Genomic DNA, 14,952 nt, shown 5'->3' with positions numbered 1-14,952 from the left:
GTGTCGATCCCGCGGGGGCCGGCCGATTTCCGAGTCCCTTTTCGGCTTCGCATCGAACGTGACCCTATGGACGAACGCGACGCGCTGGCGGCCCTCGCGGAGGAACTCGAGGCGGCCGGCGACGACGCCGCCGTCGTCGACGACCTCGTCGTGACGACCGACATGCTCCACGAGCGGACGGACTTCCCCGCCGGCACGACGCGGTACGCCGCGGGCTGGCGGGCCGTCGGTGCGTCGCTGTCGGACGTCGCCGCGATGGGCGCCGAGGCGACGGCCGCCGTCGCCGCCTACGCCGCCCCGGCGTTCGACCGCGAGGAACTGCTCGCGTTCGTCCGGGGCGCCCGGGACGTCTGCGAGCGCGTCGGCGCCGACTACGTCGGCGGCGACCTCGACGCCCACGAGGAGTTCACCGTCGCGACGACCGCGATCGGTCGGACCGACGACCCCGTCTACCGCGAGGGCGCCCGGCCGGGCGAGGTCGTCTGCGTCACCGGGACGCTCGGCCGGAGCGCCGCCGCCCTCCAGCTTTTCGAGCGCGGGGACGCCGACCGGGCGAACGACCTCTTCCGCTTCGAGCCGCGGGTGGCCGCCGGCCGCGCGCTCGCGCCGTACGCGACCGCGATGATGGATTCGAGCGACGGCCTCGCGCGCTCGCTACACCAACTCGCCGAGGCCTCGGGCTGTGGCTTCGCCGTCGACGCCGACCGGGTCCCCGTCGACGAGACGGTACGCGAGGTCGTCGACGAGCCACTGGAGACGGCGATGACCTTCGGCGAGGACTTCGAACTCGTGGTCACCGTTCGCGAGGCCGACCTCGACGCCGCCCGGGAGGACGCGGACGTACCGATCGCCGAAATCGGGACGGTCGAGGCGGAAGCCGAGGGGATCACGCTCGACGGCGAACCCCTGCCGGATCGGGGCTACACGCACTGACGATCAGCTGACGACGGCGATAGGCACCGGCATGAAACAGAGCACGCCGAGGGCGAAGGTGACGACCCCGACGACGAACCGGCCGACGCCGAGCCGGGAGTCGTCGACCGGCTGGGCCGGCCCGACCGCCGCGATGAGGGTGGCGAACAGCCCCCAGAACACCCAGATGAACACCGAGTTGCCGCTGTAGCCGCTGACGTAGTAGAGGTAGGCGGCGAGCGCGAACAGCGCGCCGGGGACGAGCGCGGCGATGGTCTCCTGGAACTCGCCGGCCATCGCCCGGAGGACGTGGCCGCCGTCGAGTTGACCGACCGGCAGCAGGTTGAGGAACGTGACGAACATCCCGACCCAGCCGCCGATGACGACCGGGTGGACGACCGTCGTCGGGTCGTCGCGGTACAGCGGCTGGTCGAACGCCGCCGCGAGCAGTTCGAGCAGCGGCGGGTAGCCGAGGCTGATCTCGATCGTGTTCGTGCTGTCGACGAGTTCGGGCGGCGCGTGGACCGGCGGCAGGTGCAGGCCGATCACGGTGACGACGACCGTCGCCGCGAGGCCGGCCAGCGGGCCGGCGACGCCGATGTCGAACAGCGCCTTGCGGTCGGGCATCCGGCCTTTCATCTTGATCACCGCCCCCATCGTCCCGATCAGCGTCGGGACGGGCAGGAAGTACGGCAGCGACGCCTCGACCCGGTGGTAGCGGCTCAGGACGTAGTGGCCCATCTCGTGGACGCCAAGCACGGTGAGGATGGCGACGGTGAACGGCCACGCCCGAAGCATCCCCGTCGGGTTCGCGAACGGGTCGATGTAGTACCACTGCGAGCCGGCGAACAGCGTCGAGCCGACGGTCGCGAGAAAGAGGATCACGTTCGTCCACGGGACGCCCTCGACGCCGATCGAGATCGGTTCGGCGACGACGACGTACTCGCCGTGGCGAAGCCGGAGCTGGGCCTCGTAGCCCGCCTCGCGAAACGCTGGCCAGAGTTCGCGCATCGCCGCCTCCGGGTCGAGCAACGGGTCGCCGTAGTATCGAAGCTCGTCGCCGTCGGTCTCGACGTCGTAGACGGCGAAGACCGACTCGATCCGCTCGAGCGAAGGGCCGGACTCGGGCGGGTCAACGTCGTACATCGTCGGTCATTCGGCGCCGCCGGCTATAAATCGACTGCCGAGAATCCGCGCGTGTGATCGCGCGTCGGCCGAGCGGGGAGCCGTCGGCGGGTCGGTTCGGAGCGGTTCGTGCGTCGACGGAGGGCGCAGGAACCTCAGGCCGGCTCGACGCGCCACGTGGTCGCGCTGGTGTACGACCACTTCTCGATCTCGAGGTCGGAGCACGACTCGGAGAGTTTGACCATGAGCGCGCCGATCTCCTTCGGGGACAGGCCGACGTCGTCGGCGATGAACTTGCCCTTGAAGTAGAGCTCACCGTCTTTCGCGCGTTCGTGCAGGTATCGCTTCAGGCGGCTTTCCTTGCTGTCCGTGGAGGGGTGGGCTGTCGTGCTCATCGACATCGAACCGTAGCGGCGGAGATGGATTATAAAGGCGGGATGGTTAGCGGCGTTTCGGTTGCGTTCAGCGGATCGGGCCGTAACGAATACGTTTTGCGCCCCGTTTCGCGATGTTTTACGAGTGTCTTAGATCGCCGTAGACGTTTTAAAATCGCCTGAGATTCGTTATCTCGGCTCGCCGGATCGGGCCCCGGATCGCGTGTCATTCCGTGACACGGCCCGATTATATTTCGAACGGACGCGGACAGAACGAACGGCTCACGAGCGGTCGTGAACCCAGAACTCCTCTTCGACTGTCACTTCCTTTTTGAACAGCGGCACCTCGTCTTTCAGCCGGTTGATCCCGTCCTCGACGGTGCGAAACGCCTCCTCGCGGTGGCCCGCGAGCACGACGACGAAGACGATGTCCTCGCCGTCGCGGACGACGCCCGTCCGGTGGTGGAGTTCGACGGCGTGGACGCCCTCGCGCGCCTCGAGGTCCTCCCGGATCGCCGCCAGTCGTTCGTCGGCGACGCCGTCGTACTTCTCGAACTCGAGGGACTCGGTCCGCGGGTCGTCCGGGCCGTCCTTCGCGCGGACGCGGCCGGTGAACGTCGCGATCGCACCCGAGCGGTCGGCGCCGGGCGCGGCCTTCACGCGGGCGACCAGCGAGTCGAGCGTCTCGTACGGGTCGCGGGCGTCGAGCGCGTCGGCGACCGCCTCGGCGTCGAGATCCGCGGGCGAGTCGACCGTCGCGAGCGCATCGTCCGCCGCGTCCTCGTCGCCGACGACGACCGACGGGTGTCGGCGCGGCGAGAGGCCGACGACGACGGCGTACGCGCAGTCGGTCGCCAGCGACGCGAGCGCGTCGTCGACGGACAGGCCGGTGCCGCAGGCGGACCAGTCGCCGTCGGCGCCGAGGGCGTAGGTGACGTCCCCGCCCGCGCGGGCGGCGGACTCCCCGAACGCGGCCGTCCCGTCGGCGATGGTCGCGTCGTAGCGGACGACGCCGACGCGGCCGCGCCGCGAGAGCGCGTCGACCAGTCGATCGACGGTCCGTTCGAGCGGATCGGCGCCCGCCCCGCCGTCGAGAACCCCGAGTACGTGCATGGTGGTGAGATAGCGCGCTCGGGCTTTGTAGCTGTCGCCGGTCAGTTGGCAACCCTTAAGAGAGCAACCCGGTTACTCGGCCATAGTATGAAAGTGGTCGTTTCTATCGGCGGGAGCGTGCTCGTGCCCGAACCCGGCGCCGACCGGGTGGCCGAGCACGCCGCCGTCGTCGAAGACCTCGTCGCGGACGGGTGTCGAGTGGGGGCCGTCGTCGGGGGCGGCGGCGTCGCCCGCGAGTACATCGGCGCCGCCCGCGACCTCGGAGCGAACGAGATCGAACTCGACCAGCTAGGGATCGACGTCACCCGGCTGAACGCGCGCCTGCTGATCGCGGCGCTGGGCGAGGAGTCCGTCCGGGCGCCCGCGCTCGACTACGAGGAGGCCGGCGAGGCGCTCCGGCAGGGCGACGTCTGCGTGATGGGCGGGGTCGCCCCGGCCCAGACGACCGACGCCGTCGGCGCCGCCCTCGCCGAGTACGTCGACGCCGACCTGCTGGTGTACGCGACGAGCGTCCCCGGGGTCTACAGCGCCGACCCGAACGAGGACGACGAGGCGACGAAGTACGACGAACTGACCGCCGCCGAACTGGTCGACGTGATCGCCGGCCTCGAGATGAACGCCGGCGCCTCGGCGCCCGTCGACCTGCTGGCGGCGAAGATCATCCAGCGCTCGGGGATGCGGACCATCGTCCTCGACGGCACCGACCCCGAGCGGATCGCCCGCGCCGTCCGCCACGGCGACCACGACGGCACGGACGTCGTCCCCGCGGGGGCGGGCGAGGAACCGACATACTGGGCCAGCGATGAGCGCTGAGGACGACGCCGACGCCGAGAGCCCCTACACCCTCCAGCGCGAGCGCGAGGGAGGCGAGGAACACCACGTCTTCTGGGCCGACGAGGTCGCAGACCGGATCGAGGCCCGCGACCCCGACGAACCCATCGTCATCAAGGGCGGCATCTCCCCCTCGGGCGTCCCCCACCTCGGCAACGTCAACGAGATCATGCGCGGCTACTACGTCGCCGCGGTGCTGCGCGAGCGCGGCCACGAGGTCCGGCAGGTGTTTACGGCCGACGACCGCGACCCCCTCCGCAAACTTCCGCGCACCCTCTGTGACCTCGACGGGAACCTCGTCGACCTCGGTGACGTGGACGCGGGCGCGCTCGGCCGGAACCTCGGCGCGCCCTACACCGACATCCCCGACCCGTTCGGCTGCTGTGGCTCCTACGGGGAGCACTTCTCGACGATCATCCAGGACAGCGCCGACGCCGTCGACGTGCCGATCGACCTCGTCTCGACGACCGACCTCTACGAGTCCGGCGACCTCGACGCGGTGACCCGCCACGTCCTCGGGAACCGCGAGCACGCCCGCGAGGTGCTCTCGAAGTACCAGGACAAGGTCGACGACGACTACGTCCCGTTCAACCCCATCTGCGAGGAGTGCGGGAAGGTGACCGAGACCGTCACCGGCGTCGACCTCGACGCCGGCGAGGTCGGCACGGTCGACTACCGCTGTACCGACATGGAGGCCGGCGACCGGACCATCGAGGGCTGTGGCCACGAGGGGACCGCCACCCTCCGCGAGGGGAAGATGCCGTGGCGCTTCGAGTGGCCCGGCCAGTGGCAGGTACTCGGCGTCGACTTCGAGCCGTTCGGCAAGGACCACGCCGAGGGGTCGTGGCCCAGCGGCGAGGACGTCGCCCGGAACGTCCTCGGGATCGAACCGCCGGTGCCGATGGTCTACGAGTGGTTCACCCTCGACGGCGAACCGTTCTCCTCCTCGGCGGGCAACGTCATCCTCGTCTCCGACGTCCTCGAACTGCTCGAACCCGAGGTGCTGCGGTACTTCTTCGCGAAAGACCCCTCGAAGGCCCGGGACTTCAGCGTCGAACGCCTCGACCTGCTGGTCGACGAGTTCGACCGGTTCGAGGCGATCTACTTCGGCGAGGTCGACGCGAGCGAGGACGAGCGGGCGTTCGCCGAGCGGGTGTACCCGCTCGTGGTCGAGGAACCCCGCGAAGAGCGGCTCCGCCTCCCGTACACGTTCGCCGCGGTGCTGGGGATGACCGACGACCCCGACCTGCGCGAGAAGATCGCCCGCCGGGAGGGCCACGTTCCCGAGGACGCCCCCGAGTGGGCCATCGAGGACGCCCTCGAACGCGTCGAACGCGCCCGCACGTGGGCCCGCCGGACGGGCAACCAGTTCGACTACGAACTCAAGCGCTCGGAACTGCCGGACCACGAGTTCGACGCGGCGACCGAGGACGCCCTCGACGAACTGGCCGACTTCGTCGCGGCGGGCCACGGCCCCGACGAGATCCAGGGCGAGATCTACGAGACCGCGAAACGTCACGACGTCCCCGTCGGCGACTTTTTCGCCGCCGGCTACCGCCTGTTCTTCGACGAGGAGCAGGGGCCGAAGCTGGGGCCGTTCCTCGCGAACGTCGACCGGGAGTTCGTCGTCGACAGGCTTCGCCGCGAGCGCTGAGGGACAGACAAAAGCCATTTGAAAGCGCCCCCCGGAAGTAACACCGATGGAGTACGGTCCCCCGGCGGCGGTCGGCGTTCCCGACGTGACCGGTTCGAGCACGCTCACGTGGGTTCTGGCCGGCGTCGCCGTCTACTGGTTCGCGATCGTCGCCCTCCGCCAGCGAGGCCTCCTCCCGTCGTACGTCGGGACGCAGGGGCCGATCCTGACGATTCACACGAAACGGGGCCGGGAGCTACTCGACCGGCTCTCCCGGCCGAAGCGGTTCTGGCGCGCGTGGGCGAACCTCGGCGTCGGCATCGCCCTCGTCGTGATGGTGAGCATGTTCGTCTTCCTCGTGATCGTCGCCGTCGGCACGCTCACCAACCCACAGCCCGCCTCGCCGGTCCAGCAACCCCGCAACGCCCTCGTCATCCCCGGCGTCAACGACTTCCTGCCGCTGTCGGCGGCGCCCGGCATCGTGATCGGCCTGCTCGTCGGCCTCGTCGTCCACGAGGGCGGCCACGGCCTGCTCTGTCGCGTCGAGGGCATCGACATCGAGTCGATGGGCGTCGCGACCCTCGCGATCCTCCCGATCGGCGCGTTCGTCGAACCCAACCAGGAGAGCAGCAAGCAGGCCTCCCGCGGCGGGCAGACCCGGATGTTCGCCGCCGGCGTCACGTTCAACTTCGCGGTCACGGTCGTCGCGTTCGCGCTGCTTTTCGGCCCGGTCGCCGGCTCGATCGCCGTCGCCCCGGGCGCCGCGGTCGGCGGCGTCGCCCCCGGCTCGCCGGCGGCGGACGCGGGCGTCCAGCCGAACGACCGGATCACCGCAATCGACGGGGTCGCCGTCGCGGACAACGACCACCTCCTCGAACGCCTCGACGCCGCGGAGGGCGAGACGATCACCGTCGAGCGCAACGGCGAGGAGACGGTAACGATCGAGCGCTCGCTGGTCGTGACGGCGGCCGCGTCGACGAACCCGGCCGACCTCGCGGTCGGCGACTCGATCCTCGCGGTCGACGGTGAGTCGATCGCGACCGAGGACGGCCTGCTGGCGGCCGTCGGCGACGCGGAGGTCGTCACGCTGACGATCGAGCGCGCCGACGGCGGCGACCGCGTCGACCGCGAGGTGCCGATCGGCGCCGCGGTCGAGGTCGACGCCGACGGCCCGCTGGCCGCGAGCGGCGCCCCGGGCGGGGCGAACCTCGTGATCACCGAGTTCGACGGCGAGCGGATCTACGCGTACGAGGAACTCGCGGGGGCGCTGTCGGACCGCGAGCCCGGCGAGACGGTCGCCGTCGCCGGCTACCGCGACGGCGAGCGCGTCTCCTACGAGGTCACCCTCGGCGAGCACCCCCGGACCGACGCCGGCTTCCTCGGCATCCTCGGGACGCCCGGCGTCTCCGGGTTCTCGGCGACGGCGATCGGCGTCGAAGCCTACCCCGCAGACCAGTTCCTCGCCGCGCTCGGCGGCGACGGCGCCGGCGCCGAGGTCGCCGACAGCTTCCTCGGAAAGATCGGTCTCGCGCTGTTCCTGCCGCTGGCGTCGGTCGTCGGCGTCTTCCCGTTCAACTTCGCCGGCTTCGTCGGCGGCATCGAGAACTTCTATCAGGTGCAGGGGCCGCTCGCGTTGCTCGGCGACTGGGTGGTCTTCGGGCTCGCGAACGCGCTGTTCTGGACCGGCTGGATCAACGTCCAACTGGGCTTTTTCAACTGCGTCCCGGCGTTCCCGCTCGACGGCGGGCACATCCTCCGGACGAGCACCGAGGCCGTCATCTCGCGGCTCCCGATCGAGGCCACCCGCGGGATGGTCCGGGTCGTGACGACGACCGTCGGTCTGACGATGCTGATCAGCTTCCTGACGATGCTGTTCGGGCCGCAGTTACTCGCCGGCTGATCGGGGGCGAGTCACTCGTGGTCGACGCCCTGTCGGTCGTAGAACTCCTCCGGCGTCTCGTCGGTGCGCTCGAACTCGGTGTCGAAGTAGTGTTCGTGGTGGCGAACGACCTGTTCGACGATCCAGGCGCTGAACGTCTCGTCGAAGCGCCACTCGGCTTCCAGTTCCGGAATCTCGAAGCGCTCGTCGGTCGAGAACGCGGCGTAGACGTGGAAGAACCCGAGGATGACGTCGGCGAAGTCGCGGGCCTTCTCCGCGCTGGACTCGCGGCGCTCGGCGAGTTCCTCGTGGCCCGCGTCCGTGAGTTCGAAGTACTTCCGGTCGGGTTCGTCCTCGCGGTCGATCCGCTCTGCCCACCCTTTCTCCTCGAACTTGTAGAGGATGGGGTAGACCGAGCCGTACGAGGGCTCCCAGTGGCCGCCGCTGATGTCGCGGATCTCCTTGAGGATCTCGTACCCGTACCGCGGTTTCTCCTCGAGCAGTTCGAGCACGAGATAGGCGATGAGTCCTTTCGGCGGCCCACTTTTCCGCATGTGACCTGTGATTTAAACGGACGAGGGTAAAGGGTTTCGGTCGGGGTGACGACGTACCGGATTCGCGGCCGAGAGCGGCCCGATGTGGCCGTTTCGCGGCCCTCGAAACGACGGGTCCGGCCGCGGCGCGGAAACCGTTCGTTCTTTTGTGCTCCGCCCGAACTCGCGGGTATGGAACGACGGAGACCGCCACGGACGGCCGAGGGCTGGTACGCCCTCCACGACTTCCGCTCGGTCGACTGGGACGCCTGGCGGGAGGCACCCGACCACCGCCGCGAGCGGGCGATCGACGAGGGGATCGACTACCTCACGGCCCGCGAGCGCGTCGACGACGCCGCGGAGGGCGCGTCGGCCACCTACGCGGTCGTCGGCCACGAGGCCGACCTCATGCTGGTACACCTGCGGCCGTCGATCGCCGAGCTGGAGGCCCTCGAACGGCAGTTCGAGCGGACCGCCGTCGCCGAGTTCACCGAGCGGGTCGACTCCTACCTCTCGGTGACCGAGGTGTCGGGTTACGTCTCACAGGAGTACTTCGAGAACCCCGAGAACGTGGATGCCGGGCTCGAAAGCTACATCGAGTCGAAGCTGAAACCCGAGATTCCCGACGCCGAGTACGTCACCTTCTACCCGATGGACAAGCGCCGGGGGCCGGAGTGGAACTGGTACGACACGCCGTTCGACGAGCGCGCCGAGTACATGGGCTCTCACGGCGAGATCGGTAAGGGCTACGCCGGCCGCGTCAGCCAGATCATCACCGGCAGCGTCGGCTTCGACGACCACGAGTGGGGCGTCACGCTCTTCGCCGACGATCCCACCGACGTCAAGGACCTGCTCTACGAGATGCGCTTCGACCCCGCGAGTTCCCGCTTTGGCGAGTTCGGCCGCTTCCGCTTCGGCCGCCGACTCGCCCCCGAGAACCTCGGGGCGTACCTCGCCGGCGAGCGGGTGCCCGAGGCGGCCGCGACCGACCCACACGGCGGGTCCGCACGCGGCCACGGGTCGTCCCACGGCGCGGACGAGGGCGGCCACCCGCACGGCCACGGCACCGGCGACGACGGGGTCCGCGACGAACTCGACGAGATGGGCGTCTACGCCGGCACGCCCCACGGCGAGGACGTCCACGCGGTCGTCCTCTACTCGGCGGCCGACCCCGACGACCTGTTCGAGGAGGTCGAGGGCCTGCGGTCGAACTTCGACCACTACGACACCCACGTCAAAACCGCGGTCTACGAGTCCGAGACCGGCGCCTCCGAGACGGCGGTCGTCAGCCTCTGGGAGACCGAACAGGCGGCGAACACCGCGGCGGGCTTTCTCGCCGACCTCCCCGAAATCGTCCGGCAGGCCGGCGACGACGAGGACTCGTGGGGGACGATGGGGATGTTCTACACGGTCAAACCCGACTACCGCGAGGAGTTCGTCGAGACCTTCGAGGAGGTCGCCGACGTGCTGGCGGACATGGAGGGCCACCGGAAGAGCGACCTGCTCGTCAACCGCGAGGACGAGAACGACACGTTCATCGCCAGCCGCTGGGACTCCCGCGAGGACGCGATGGCGTTCTTCCGCAGCGACGAGTTCGGGGAGACCGTCGAGTGGGGTCGGGACGTGCTCGCCGACCGGCCGCGACACGTCTTCCTCGCCTGAGCCGCAACCGGCACGCTCCACGGCCTATCGTCCGGTTCGCCGCGTCGCAGGTCACGGTGAGTCCCATCGACGGCGACACCGCCTGATACGCCCGCCCGAAATGCAGGCCGACGATCGATTCGACGGCGGCGCGCGGGCCGGCGGGGTGGCGGCGGCCGACGACGCCGGCGTTCCGGCACACGGCCGAGCGATCAACGTCGTCCCGACTTCGCCGCGTCATCCGAGCGGAGGTAGCCTGCGGCCCCGAACACGCCGAAGACGAGGGTGAGAAGCGGCCACCTGCCGGGGTCGCGGTCGGTCGCGTTCGCGTGGACCGTCACGCCGACCGCGAGGCCCGCGTGGGCGACAGCCGTCGCGACGAGGAACGTCCGGAGCTTCATCGCCCGAGGGTTCGCCGACGCGCGCTTAGGGGTTTCGGAGTCGGCCGCAGGGGAAAAGTACTCGGCGACGCCCCAGAGTGGGGGAGGTAGTGAACCGACGAGCGTTCCTCGTCTCCGCGCCGACGGTCGCGTTCGCGGGCTGTGCGACCCGCCTCGGACTCGCCGACAGGGTCGAGATCGTCGAGAAGGTCGTGCAGGCGAGCGACGGAAGCGCCCGGGACGAACTCGCCGTCCGGCGGTTCGATCCCGACGAGGGGCCGTACTACGACGGCGAGATCCGCGAGCCGCTGGCCCCGGAGATCGGAACGGACGACCCGCTGGTCGTCTCGGAGGCCCTCGCGAGCGAACTCGACGGACAGTTCGAGACCGTCCGCTTTGCCGTCCGGGGCTGTGGCGAGTCGCTGGCCGGCCCGGGCGAGGCGGAGGGCTGTCGGGCCGCCCCGGTCGTCCGCTCTGACTTCAACGAAGTCGAGGTCGGCGACGTGGTCGACGTTCGGTACGGCGACGCCAGCGCGGGCGTCATCTCGGTCCACCGGCGCCGCGAGAACCGGGACTGACCGGGAGAGCGGGCCGACGACCGACCCGGAACGGGCGAAGCGAGTGGAGCGAAAGGCGGAGGTTTTTGGCAAGCGTTTGCCGAGTGCGGTCGCTCCGCGGCCGCACGCAACACGAACGGTGAGTCCTCAGAAGTCGTGGTCCGGGTCGTCCTCGACCGAGCGCTTCAGCGAGTCGCGGCGGGCCTTCGCGTCCCGGCCCGTGGCTTCGAGCAGGAACTCGTTCTTCGCGGAGACGGCCTCGCCGGCGGCCTCGAGTTCGTCGGGGCCGAGTTCGGTGGGGTCGCGTTCGTAGAACTCGACGCCGAGTTTGTCCTTCTTGCCGGAGTACTGGACGGCCCCGACGACGATCCGCTCGAAGACGGGGTTGTCGGGTTCGTCGACGACGTACAGCTCGCTGCCCTTGTACTCCTCCGTGCTCGTGATCGAGCCGAAGTACTCCTCGACGGTGGCTTCCATGTCGGGGATACGGTCTTCGAGGTGTTCGCCGCGACGCATCTTGTACTCCTTCATGGCTCGATGGTACACGTGGGCGTGTATACCTCTTTTCATAGCCAACGTTTTCGTCCGTCGACAGGAGCGAGAGCGGTCGCGTCGGCCCCCTGCGAGGGGGCCGTCAGCGCTCGCGCTCGCCGAGGTAGCCCTTGCGACACTCGGGGCAGATGTCGCCGGGGCGCAAGGACCCCCGGTCGCCGGGGGCGACGAACTCACAGCGCGGGCAGAAGAACTCGGTGGGGACGCTCTCCCGCGGGGCGCTCTCGCCGGGCGCCGGCGCCGCGCCGGGGCTGGCGATGCCGGTGTCGGCCTCGCCCGTCTCGGCCTCGGTCTGGACCTCGGCCGGGTCCGGGTCGGCGTCGACGAAGACGGCGTCGTCCTCGGCCGCGTCGACGGGGTCGTCCTCCTCGAAGGAGAACGCCTCGCCGACGTCGACGTCGCTGGCACCGTCGTCGGCGTCGGGCCAGGCGGCGGGTTCGTCCCGCGCGCCGACCGGCGGGCCGACGTCGTCGGAGTCGGGCCACTCGCCGTGGCCGCGCTCGGAGGCGGTCGGCCCGTCGTCGAGTATCTCGGCGTCGTCGGTGATCGGGTCGCCCTGTTCGTCGGTCGGTACCCCGGATCCGTCGTCGAAGCCCTCGGCCGCGTCGGCGTCGGCCTCGTCGTCCGCCCCCGCCCCGGCGTCGAGGCTCGTCACCTCGGTGTTCTCGCTGAGGACGTGACGCTCGCCACAGCGGTCACACTCCTCGAACTCGGTGACGACCACGACGACCTCGCTGCCCCGTTCTTCCCGCTCGCGTTCGACCTCGGGGTCGCCGAAGTCGTGCCCGAGCAGCGAACATCGCACGACCATTGCTCCACTGTACCAAGCCTAGTATGAAAAACGTACCGAATCCGATAGGTCGGTTGACAGGGTCGACGGTAACGGCAAACGTCAAATCCCGGGTCGACGAATATCCACGTGGATGAGAGCGAAGCGTGAGTACCGGGACCGGGAGGCGACGCAGGTTGCGGTGCTCGACGTGCTCGTCAATCGAGCCGAAGACGGGATGACCATCTTCGAACTCCGGGCGGCGGTGTCCGTCGGCATCGACGAACTCGAGGCGGCGCTGGCGACGCTGAAAGACGACGACCTGATCGTCGTCGACGCCAGCACCGACCGGACCGTGATCAAGCCCGCCGACCGGGTGATCCCCGACGAACCGACCGTCGAGGACGAGGAGTCGATCGCCGACTGGCTCCGCCGGCGGATGCCCTTCTGACTGGCGGCGAGCGGCGGGTGACGCGACACCGAAACGCCCGAGAGGCTCCGACGCCTCCGGTTCCCCATGAGCGTCATCGAGTCGGCACACGAGGACCTCGGCGCGACGTTCGGCGAGCGCGCCGGCCGGCGGGTCGTCGACCACTACGGGCGGCCCGAGCGCGCCCACCGCGCCGTCCGCAACGCCGTCGGCCTGTTCGAACCCGCCTACGGGGTCGTCGTCGTCGAGGGCGACGACCGCGTCGAGTACGTCGACAACGTCGTCACCAACCGCGTCCCGAGCGAGGACGGGGAGGGCTGCTACGCGCTCGTGCTCGACCCGCAGGGACGGATCGAGCACGAACTGTACGTCTACAACGCCGGCGAGCGCCTGCTGCTGTTCACCGCGCCCGACCGCGCCGGGGCGCTGGCGGCCGACTGGTCCGGGAAGGTGTTCATCCAGGACGTCGAGATCCGCGAGGCGACCGACGAGTTCGCCGTCTTCGGCGTCCACGGCCCGACGGCGACCGAGAAGGTCGCGAGCGTCCTCGGCGGCGCCGCCTCCCCCGACCGGCGCCTCTCGTTCGTCCGCGGCTCGATCGGCGAGGCGGGCGTGAGCGTGATCCGCACCGACGCACCCGCCGGCGAGGAGAGCTACGAGGTCGTCTGCGCGGCCGCCGACGCCGGGACGGTCTTCGACGACCTCCTGACCCGCGGGATGAACGCCGCCCCGTTCGGCTACCGCACCTGGGACACCCTCACGCTCGAAGCGGGCACGCCACTGTTCGCGACCGAACTCGCGGGGACGGTCCCGAACGTGCTCGGCCTGCGGGTCGCACTCGACTTCGAGAAGGGCTGTTACGTCGGTCAGGAGGTCGTCTCGCGCGTCGAGAACCGCGGCCAGCCCAGCCGACGGCTCGTCGGGCTGACGGTCGAAGCGGACGCGGTTCCCGAAGACGGCGCGGCCGTCGTCGCCGGCGACGCGACCGTCGGCGAGGTGACCCGCGCGGGGACCAGCCCGATCCGCGAGGCGCCGGTCGCGCTCGCGCTGGTCGAGTTCGACCTCGCAGACGAGGCCCTCGCGGTGCGCGTCGACGGCGCGGCGGTCCCCGCCCGCCGGACCGCCCTCCCGTTCGTCGAGGGGTCGGAGCCGTCCGCACGGCTCCCCGAGTACCCGGACGCCTGAGCGGCGAAGGCGACGTTCGATCGGAACGCCGAGCACCGCAGGCGAGGGTCGCGCGGCGCGAACCCACACGTTCAACTGACATCGGCGCGACCCTCGCGTGTGGGACTCGATCCGGCGGAACTCGGGGAGGGCCTCGCCGAGACCCGACGGTACGTCCTCTCGCACCACGAACCCGAGGAGTGGTACCGGTGCTACGCGCCGGTGGTCTTCGGCCGGCGGATCAGACTCTGTGCCCGCTGTACGGGCGTCTATCCCGGAATCGCGCTGGGGGTGCTCGCTTACTTCCTCGCTCCCGGCGCGGTCACGGGCCTTGCCGTCGTCGCCGCGGTTCCCGCACCGGCACTCGTCGACTGGACGGTCACGACGTTCACCGACCGCCGCGGCACCAACCCCGTTCGAACGGCGACCGGCGCGGCGCTTGGCTACGGCTACGGCCTCGGCGTCGCGCGCCTGCTCTTCGAGGCGGCGCTCCCGGTGGTGGCGGTCGGTGCCGTCTACGCGGTCGCTGCCGGAACGTTACTGTACGTAAACGACGAGTACTGACGGCCCGGAGGACAGGTATTTACAATCCGGCTGAGACGTGAAACACAGTGATGAAACACTGTGTGAACTGCGGCGCCGAAATCGACGATCAGGCCGAACTCTGTTCGAACTGCGGTGTCAACCAGACGAAGCCGCTCGAAGGCGCGTACGAGGAGCGCGGCGAGAACCAGAAGTACTGCGTCGACTGCGGCGAGTTGATCGCCAAACAGGCGGAGGTCTGTCCCGAGTGTGGGGTACGACAACCCGACCTGACCGGCGGTTCGAGTTCGGACCAGATCGCCGCCGGCGTCCTCGCCCTGTTGCTCGGTGGACTCGGCGCGCACAAGTTCTATCAGGGCAACGTGAAGCTCGGGTTGATCTACCTGTGTTTCTTCTGGACCGGCATTCCGGCGCTGCTCGGCATCGTCGAGGGAATCCTCATGCTCGTCGCCGACGAACGCGAGTACGAGGAGAAGTACGCCGACGGCAGCCTCCTCGGGCGGTAACGGGTCGAGC

Annotated in this window: 17 protein-coding genes; 10 read left to right on the top strand and 7 right to left on the bottom strand. The window is 69.9% G+C overall.

The features are described 5' to 3' along the window. The first annotated feature begins 66 nt into the window (after positions 1–66). Positions 67–933 carry a thiamine-phosphate kinase gene (gene thiL / locus NKG98_RS15015; RefSeq protein WP_254766790.1) on the top strand — a complete coding sequence of 289 codons (867 nt, stop codon included), beginning with the start codon at positions 67–69 and terminating at the stop codon, positions 931–933. Between the two features lie 3 nt (positions 934–936). Here the strand turns inward: thiL and NKG98_RS15010 are convergent, their stop codons facing one another. From NKG98_RS15010 to NKG98_RS15000, 3 genes are all read right to left on the bottom strand, one after another. Next, positions 937–2,058: a site-2 protease family protein gene (locus NKG98_RS15010; RefSeq protein ID WP_254766788.1), complete on the bottom strand. Its 1,122-nt coding sequence runs from the start codon at positions 2,056–2,058 to the stop codon at positions 937–939. 134 nt (positions 2,059–2,192) lie between these two features. Next, entirely contained in the window at positions 2,193–2,438 is a 246-nt protein-coding gene (locus NKG98_RS15005) for a DUF7123 family protein (protein ID WP_254766786.1), read from the bottom strand. Between the two features lie 255 nt (positions 2,439–2,693). Then, positions 2,694–3,524: a molybdopterin synthase gene (locus NKG98_RS15000; RefSeq protein WP_254766784.1), complete on the bottom strand. Its 831-nt coding sequence runs from the start codon at positions 3,522–3,524 to the stop codon at positions 2,694–2,696. A gap of 87 nt (positions 3,525–3,611) precedes the next feature. Between NKG98_RS15000 and pyrH the strand changes: the two genes are divergently transcribed. Genes pyrH through NKG98_RS14985 form a run of 3 tightly spaced genes read left to right on the top strand, consistent with a single transcriptional unit; the run spans position 3,612 to position 7,888 of the window. Continuing rightward, entirely contained in the window at positions 3,612–4,337 is a 726-nt protein-coding gene (gene pyrH, locus NKG98_RS14995; protein WP_254766781.1) for a UMP kinase, read from the top strand. Continuing rightward, the gene (gene lysS / locus NKG98_RS14990; RefSeq protein WP_254766779.1) at positions 4,327–6,009 is read left to right on the top strand and encodes a lysine--tRNA ligase; all 1,683 of its coding nucleotides are present in this window, start codon (positions 4,327–4,329) and stop codon (positions 6,007–6,009) included. The genes pyrH and lysS overlap by 11 nt, the downstream gene beginning before the upstream one ends. Positions 6,010–6,055: 46 nt before the next feature. After that, positions 6,056–7,888: a site-2 protease family protein gene (locus NKG98_RS14985; RefSeq protein ID WP_254766777.1), complete on the top strand. Its 1,833-nt coding sequence runs from the start codon at positions 6,056–6,058 to the stop codon at positions 7,886–7,888. 11 nt (positions 7,889–7,899) lie between these two features. On the opposite strand, the gene NKG98_RS14980 is transcribed toward NKG98_RS14985, so the two are convergent. Next, positions 7,900–8,421, bottom strand: coding sequence for a PadR family transcriptional regulator (locus tag NKG98_RS14980; RefSeq protein WP_254766775.1), 522 nt, complete (start codon positions 8,419–8,421; stop codon positions 7,900–7,902). 171 nt (positions 8,422–8,592) lie between these two features. On the opposite strand from NKG98_RS14980, the gene NKG98_RS14975 reads away from it, so the two are divergent. Beyond that, complete coding sequence (locus tag NKG98_RS14975) at positions 8,593–10,062, top strand: heme-binding protein (protein WP_254766774.1); 1,470 nt, start codon at positions 8,593–8,595, stop codon at positions 10,060–10,062. 191 nt (positions 10,063–10,253) lie between these two features. Here the strand turns inward: NKG98_RS14975 and NKG98_RS14970 are convergent, their stop codons facing one another. Further along, complete coding sequence (locus NKG98_RS14970) at positions 10,254–10,442, bottom strand: hypothetical protein (protein ID WP_254766773.1); 189 nt, start codon at positions 10,440–10,442, stop codon at positions 10,254–10,256. A gap of 89 nt (positions 10,443–10,531) precedes the next feature. Here NKG98_RS14970 and NKG98_RS14965 point away from each other — a divergent pair, with 89 nt between their 5' ends. Beyond that, complete coding sequence (locus NKG98_RS14965; protein ID WP_254766772.1) at positions 10,532–10,999, top strand: hypothetical protein; 468 nt, start codon at positions 10,532–10,534, stop codon at positions 10,997–10,999. A 126-nt stretch (positions 11,000–11,125) separates the two neighbouring features. On the opposite strand, the gene NKG98_RS14960 is transcribed toward NKG98_RS14965, so the two are convergent. Then, positions 11,126–11,509, bottom strand: a complete 384-nt coding sequence (locus tag NKG98_RS14960) for a DUF5611 family protein (protein WP_254766771.1) — start codon at positions 11,507–11,509, stop codon at positions 11,126–11,128. A 103-nt stretch (positions 11,510–11,612) separates the two neighbouring features. Continuing rightward, positions 11,613–12,341 carry a DUF7093 family protein gene (locus NKG98_RS14955; RefSeq protein ID WP_254766770.1) on the bottom strand — a complete coding sequence of 243 codons (729 nt, stop codon included), beginning with the start codon at positions 12,339–12,341 and terminating at the stop codon, positions 11,613–11,615. Between the two features lie 112 nt (positions 12,342–12,453). Here NKG98_RS14955 and NKG98_RS14950 point away from each other — a divergent pair, with 112 nt between their 5' ends. The 4 genes from NKG98_RS14950 (at position 12,454) to NKG98_RS14935 (ending at position 14,942) form a co-directional block, all read left to right on the top strand. Then, complete coding sequence (locus NKG98_RS14950; RefSeq protein ID WP_254766769.1) at positions 12,454–12,750, top strand: DUF6432 family protein; 297 nt, start codon at positions 12,454–12,456, stop codon at positions 12,748–12,750. 66 nt (positions 12,751–12,816) lie between these two features. Continuing rightward, a complete protein-coding gene (ygfZ, locus tag NKG98_RS14945) occupies positions 12,817–13,914 on the top strand; it encodes a CAF17-like 4Fe-4S cluster assembly/insertion protein YgfZ (protein ID WP_254766768.1) in 1,098 nt (365 codons plus the stop codon). A gap of 99 nt (positions 13,915–14,013) precedes the next feature. Further along, positions 14,014–14,457, top strand: coding sequence for a DUF2085 domain-containing protein (locus NKG98_RS14940; RefSeq protein ID WP_254766767.1), 444 nt, complete (start codon positions 14,014–14,016; stop codon positions 14,455–14,457). A 50-nt stretch (positions 14,458–14,507) separates the two neighbouring features. Next, positions 14,508–14,942, top strand: coding sequence for a TM2 domain-containing protein (locus tag NKG98_RS14935; protein ID WP_254769482.1), 435 nt, complete (start codon positions 14,508–14,510; stop codon positions 14,940–14,942). The last annotated feature ends 10 nt before the right edge of the window (positions 14,943–14,952 follow it).

It is taken from the genome of Salinilacihabitans rarus, assembly GCF_024296665.1.
Taxonomy (GTDB): Archaea; Halobacteriota; Halobacteria; order Halobacteriales; family Natrialbaceae; genus Salinilacihabitans; species Salinilacihabitans rarus.
Note: the sequence above shows the minus strand (reverse complement) of the source record. Positions and strands in the feature narration are given on the sequence as shown.

Coding starts and splice junctions, on each gene's coding strand:
- thiL (WP_254766790.1), top strand. CDS start 67: ATGGACGAACGCGACGCGCTGGCGGCCCTCGCGGAGGAACTCGAGGCG.
- NKG98_RS15010 (WP_254766788.1), bottom strand. CDS start 2,058: ATGTACGACGTTGACCCGCCCGAGTCCGGCCCTTCGCTCGAGCGGATC.
- NKG98_RS15005 (WP_254766786.1), bottom strand. CDS start 2,438: ATGTCGATGAGCACGACAGCCCACCCCTCCACGGACAGCAAGGAAAGC.
- NKG98_RS15000 (WP_254766784.1), bottom strand. CDS start 3,524: ATGCACGTACTCGGGGTTCTCGACGGCGGGGCGGGCGCCGATCCGCTC.
- pyrH (WP_254766781.1), top strand. CDS start 3,612: ATGAAAGTGGTCGTTTCTATCGGCGGGAGCGTGCTCGTGCCCGAACCC.
- lysS (WP_254766779.1), top strand. CDS start 4,327: ATGAGCGCTGAGGACGACGCCGACGCCGAGAGCCCCTACACCCTCCAG.
- NKG98_RS14985 (WP_254766777.1), top strand. CDS start 6,056: ATGGAGTACGGTCCCCCGGCGGCGGTCGGCGTTCCCGACGTGACCGGT.
- NKG98_RS14980 (WP_254766775.1), bottom strand. CDS start 8,421: ATGCGGAAAAGTGGGCCGCCGAAAGGACTCATCGCCTATCTCGTGCTC.
- NKG98_RS14975 (WP_254766774.1), top strand. CDS start 8,593: ATGGAACGACGGAGACCGCCACGGACGGCCGAGGGCTGGTACGCCCTC.
- NKG98_RS14970 (WP_254766773.1), bottom strand. CDS start 10,442: ATGAAGCTCCGGACGTTCCTCGTCGCGACGGCTGTCGCCCACGCGGGC.
- NKG98_RS14960 (WP_254766771.1), bottom strand. CDS start 11,509: ATGAAGGAGTACAAGATGCGTCGCGGCGAACACCTCGAAGACCGTATC.
- NKG98_RS14955 (WP_254766770.1), bottom strand. CDS start 12,341: ATGGTCGTGCGATGTTCGCTGCTCGGGCACGACTTCGGCGACCCCGAG.
- NKG98_RS14950 (WP_254766769.1), top strand. CDS start 12,454: ATGAGAGCGAAGCGTGAGTACCGGGACCGGGAGGCGACGCAGGTTGCG.
- ygfZ (WP_254766768.1), top strand. CDS start 12,817: ATGAGCGTCATCGAGTCGGCACACGAGGACCTCGGCGCGACGTTCGGC.
- NKG98_RS14935 (WP_254769482.1), top strand. CDS start 14,508: ATGAAACACTGTGTGAACTGCGGCGCCGAAATCGACGATCAGGCCGAA.